The following is a 4,493-nucleotide window of genomic DNA, read 5'->3' on the forward strand; positions in this document are numbered from 1 at the left end:
TGCCCATTCGGCAGGCCGTCAACTAAGCCCGCCCGGCGGGTTGGGGAGCGAGTATCCGACTTTGGATTTGATCAACAAGGCCTTGCGTCAGCGGAATGCGAACGGGCAAGAACTGTTGCTCCCGCTTGGTGTCCGACATACTCCAGAGCAGATCGATCTCACCGGCATTGATGAGGCTAAAGGCCCGGCTCTGAGTGACCTCGCGTGGATAGGTGGATAATCGGTACTGCCCCTTCAGAGGCGAGTGATCCAGGGCTAGCTGCAGTTGCTGGACAAAATAGGAATAGCGCGAGTCATGTTCCCCTTCCGGGGCAGGAATGCGGATCGTCATCCCGTGCAGCGCAGTCGTCATGCCAAAGAGCAGAAACACAGCGAGCCAAAAAAAGCGGCGCTGCCGATGAGAGTTTCGCATACGAGTGCTCCGCAACCAGGGTTCACGGTTGGATTTCAATAGCCCAAATTCTGATGCTGCCACCTCGACAAGAAAGCTGATGGCCACACACAGAGCCCCCACTATGGGGGTTCACCGCCCATCCATGGCGGAGGGTCAGCTTAGCACTAGGCAACCACGGCGCTGAGTGATCGGCTATTCAGATATTAAGTTATTCCATTTTTTAGACCGCGTTGACACAGAAAAGCTTAGTTCAGGCACAGGGTATAAAGCAGCATTCGCTGTGAATGTTCAATGGGGCTAACGGTCAATGTGACGAGCGGTCAATACCCTTTATGACATTGACCCGCAGCACACAAAGGCTGAGCGCAGCGGCTAAGGCTCGCCACATCCATGGTCTCGCTCACGCCCAGCGTCGAGCTCTAGCTCAACGAGGGCTCGCCCAGCAGCTCGATAAAATGCCGCGCCGGGGCGCTGAGTTCGCGATGTTTGGCCCACACCAGCCAGAGTTCGGAGATGGCATCCGGCTCCTCCAGCGGCAGCCAGCAGATCTCCTCCAGCCGCAACCGGCGATAGGAGGCAGGCAAGATAGAGACCCCGAGCCCGGCGGCGACCAGCCCCAGGATCGTCATCGCCTCGCCCACCTCCTGAGTCACCGACGGGGTGACACCATAACGCTGCAGCAAGCCGAGGATATCGTCGTACAGACCGGTCCCCGCCAGGGGGTCGAAGAACACAAAGGGCTCGGCGGCCAGCTCGCGCAGGGAGATCCGCGCCCTTCCGGCTAGCGGATGACTGTGGTGCACCATGGCCAGCATGGGCTCGCGCAGCGCCACCCGCCAGCACAGGGTATCCGGCAGCGGCGTGTTGCGCATCAGCCCCAGATCCAGGCTGCCATCGCCCAAGGGGCCTATCTGCTCGCGGGTATGGCTCTCCTGGGTCTGCACATGCACATCCGGATAGCGCTGGCGGTAGAGCAGCAGCGCATCCGAGACCGTCTTGATAAAGGGCGCCGAGGCGGTGAGCCCCAGCCGCAGCTCGCCGGTTTCCCCCAAATGCAGACGGGCGGCGCGGCTGGCCGCTGTCTCCACCTGGCCCAGGATCTGCCGGGCATCGGCCAGAAACTGCGCCCCGGCGGCGGTCAGGCTGACACTGCGATTGGTACGCGCCAGCAGCCGGGCACCGATCTGCTCCTCCAGCAGCAAGATCTGCTGACTCAAGGGCGGCTGGGAGATATTCAGCCGCGCCGCCGCCCGGCCAAAGTGCAGCTCCTCGGCGACGGCGACGAAATAGCGCAGGTGACGCAGTTCGATATTCATACTTATAACCTATCAATCCAGATTATTAATATATTAGACAGATTATTGCCCGCTTTTTACTCTGACGCCAGGCCTTACCCGTCGCCTCTTGTCTCACGGGAAATGCGTTCAAGGATCTGTTGTGCACTCTACTGCCCCTCTATCTGCCTCGACTGCTGCGGCATCAACGGCTTCAGCCTCGACTGCTGCGGCGTCAACGACTTCAGCCTCGACTACTCATGCCGCGGTAACGGCTCCGGCGGTCACCTCCCCCGCTGCCGCTCCTGCGCGGCTCACCACAATCCCCACCCTGCCCGAGTCGCTGGCCCACGGCGGCTATATCCAGCGCGGCAGCACAGCGTTTTGGCGGGTCACTTTGGCGCTGTTTGCCGCCGGGTTTGCCACCTTCGCCCTGCTCTACTGCGTGCAGCCGATCCTGCCGGTGCTCTCGGCGGACTTTGCCATCTCACCGGCGACCAGCAGTCTCGCCCTCTCCTGCGCCACCGCCATGCTAGCGCTGGGGCTGCTCATCAGCGGCCCGCTCTCCGATGCCTTCGGCCGCAAAAATGTGATGGTCACGGCGCTGCTGCTGGCCTCGGTCTGTACCCTGATCTCGACTCGGATGCAGAGCTGGCAAGGCATCTTGCTGCTGCGCATGCTGATGGGGCTGGCCTTGAGCGGGGTTGCGGCGGTGGCGATGAGCTATCTGGCCGAGGAGATACAGCCGACGCAGATCGCCTTTGCCATGGGGCTCTATATCAGTGGTAACTCGATTGGTGGCATGAGCGGCCGCCTGCTCACCGGGGTGCTGACCGACTTTTTCGGCTGGCGACTGGCGCTCACCGCCATCGGCTGCTGCGCCCTGGCGGCGGCACTGATGTTCTGGAAGATCTTGCCGCCCTCGCGCCACTTCCGCCCCTTATCCCTGCGCCCGCGATCCTTAATGATCTCGCTGCACCTGCACTGGCGCGATGCCGCCCTGCCCTGGCTGTTTGCCGAAGGCTTTTTGCTGATGGGCGCCTTCGTCACTCTGTTCAACTACATCGGCTACCGCCTGATGGAGTCCCCCTGGCAGTTGAGCCAGGCGGTAGTCGGCCTGCTCTCGGTGGTCTATCTCACCGGCACCTGGAGCTCGCCCAAGGCCGGATTGATGACCGCCCGCTTCGGCCGCGCCCCTGTGTTGCTGGGCTTTCTCGGCCTGATGCTGGCCGGCTTGCTGCTGACGATGTTTAACGCGCTGTGGCTGGTGATCTTGGGGCTGTTGCTATTTGCCGCCGGTTTCTTTGCCGCCCATTCGGTGGCCAGCAGCTGGATCGGCCCCCGCGCCCACCGCGCCAAGGGCCAAGCCGCCTCCTTGTATCTGTTCTGTTATTACCTGGGATCGAGTCTGGCGGGCACGCTCGGCGGCCTGTTCTGGCACCGATTTGGCTGGTCGGGCGTCGGCGGGTTTATCGCCCTGCTGCTCAGCCTGGCGCTGCTGGTCGGCTGGCGGTTGAGATTGGCCGAGTCTCGGCCTGCCGCCTGATTCGGCTGAATCGGCTGAGTCGGCTCGACTCAGCCTGAGTCGATTCCGCTCGGCCGTCTTCGGCCTTGCGCGGCCGAATTATCGCGAATCGAATCGGCTCGATTTAAATCGGCTCAATTCGGATTGATCCGGTTCCGACCCGGTCGGCTGGGGCGATTTGCCAACCTCCCGTTGGCGGGGTCGGCAAGGGGGCAAAAGGCCCTGCCCCCTTAACCCCTGGCCTTGGTGTATGCCGACTGTCGGGAAAGCTCCCGAGTGCCGGGCTGCCTTCCACCGGCCGGGAGCCACACGCCATCCATGGCGTGACGCTCCCTCTTGCGGTCATCCTGACCGCGCACCGGCTCCAGTCACCCCACCCCTCGGCCCGACAGACGGCTTCGGGTTTTGGTTTAACAGGCACGAGCAAAAGGCTGGGCTTGATCTTCGGAGTGACAGATGGCTTGAGGCTTGGGTTTAACTGGCACGAACAAAAGCTGGGTTTGATCTTCGGAATGACAGATGGCTTGAAGCTTGGGTTTATCTGACACGAGCAAAATCCATCTTGCCCGCCTTCGGCGCGGGATTTTAATCACCAGAAGTCACTTTGATTCCAATCTGTTTGATTTGTCGCATAAATCGCCGTGAAAATTTTGAATACTCTGCTACCAAGGGTCAGATGAATCATGGACGATGCAGGGCATAGGGTGGCCGCAAACCCGTGCGGTAGCCATGCCAATCACCAAGAACCACCTGACGATATAACCGGGAGCCTTAGCATGTTGCTAACCACTGCATTACACCCAACAGAACCCGAACAGGTCCCCAACGAGGATAGACAGGCCAACCGCCACCAACCCTGCGGATTGGTTCTAAATAGAACACCAAGCGCTTGATTGGATAAATATTCCAAACAGGCAGATAAAAATATGCGGAAATATCCTCCGAGAAATAGAGGAATAATTCCACTCAATAAGCTGTTATATTTTTAAAAAGACATGAGTAACAAATTGACTATAAAAAGCATTTTTTTAGAGAAACTTAATCGACTTTTAAATCCTAATTTCGATACCAAGTTTATATGGTTGTTGTTGACTTCTGGAATTGCAATTGTAGGTTACCAGAGGATCATACAGTTAGGCTCAAACTTAGAGATTATCAAAGGGAAGGTGCGAACAAGTTCCTGATATGAGATCATCATGTTCATCCGGAGCGCATCCCAGGGCGAGATCGCGAACATTTTTTAAGCAGTACAAGATGATTTGACCGACCGATCTGGGTGTGATCTTATACTCTCTTTTAC

The 4,493-nt window shown here is 58.8% G+C and carries 3 protein-coding genes; 1 reads left to right on the forward strand and 2 read right to left on the reverse strand.

All coding sequences use genetic code 11. The features are described 5' to 3' along the window. Window positions 1–22: 22 nt before the first annotated feature. Window positions 23–412: a hypothetical protein gene (locus ACYVG7_RS11165; protein ID WP_460883185.1), complete on the reverse strand. Its 390-nt coding sequence runs from the start codon at window positions 410–412 to the stop codon at window positions 23–25. 401 nt (window positions 413–813) lie between these two features. Continuing rightward, window positions 814–1,710, reverse strand: a complete 897-nt coding sequence (locus ACYVG7_RS11170) for a LysR family transcriptional regulator (protein ID WP_460883186.1) — start codon at window positions 1,708–1,710, stop codon at window positions 814–816. A gap of 121 nt (window positions 1,711–1,831) precedes the next feature. On the opposite strand from ACYVG7_RS11170, the gene ACYVG7_RS11175 reads away from it, so the two are divergent. Beyond that, the gene (locus ACYVG7_RS11175; RefSeq protein WP_460883187.1) at window positions 1,832–3,214 is read left to right on the forward strand and encodes an MFS transporter; all 1,383 of its coding nucleotides are present in this window, start codon (window positions 1,832–1,834) and stop codon (window positions 3,212–3,214) included. Window positions 3,215–4,493 lie beyond the last annotated feature (1,279 nt).

Source organism: Pseudaeromonas pectinilytica, from assembly GCF_054780855.1.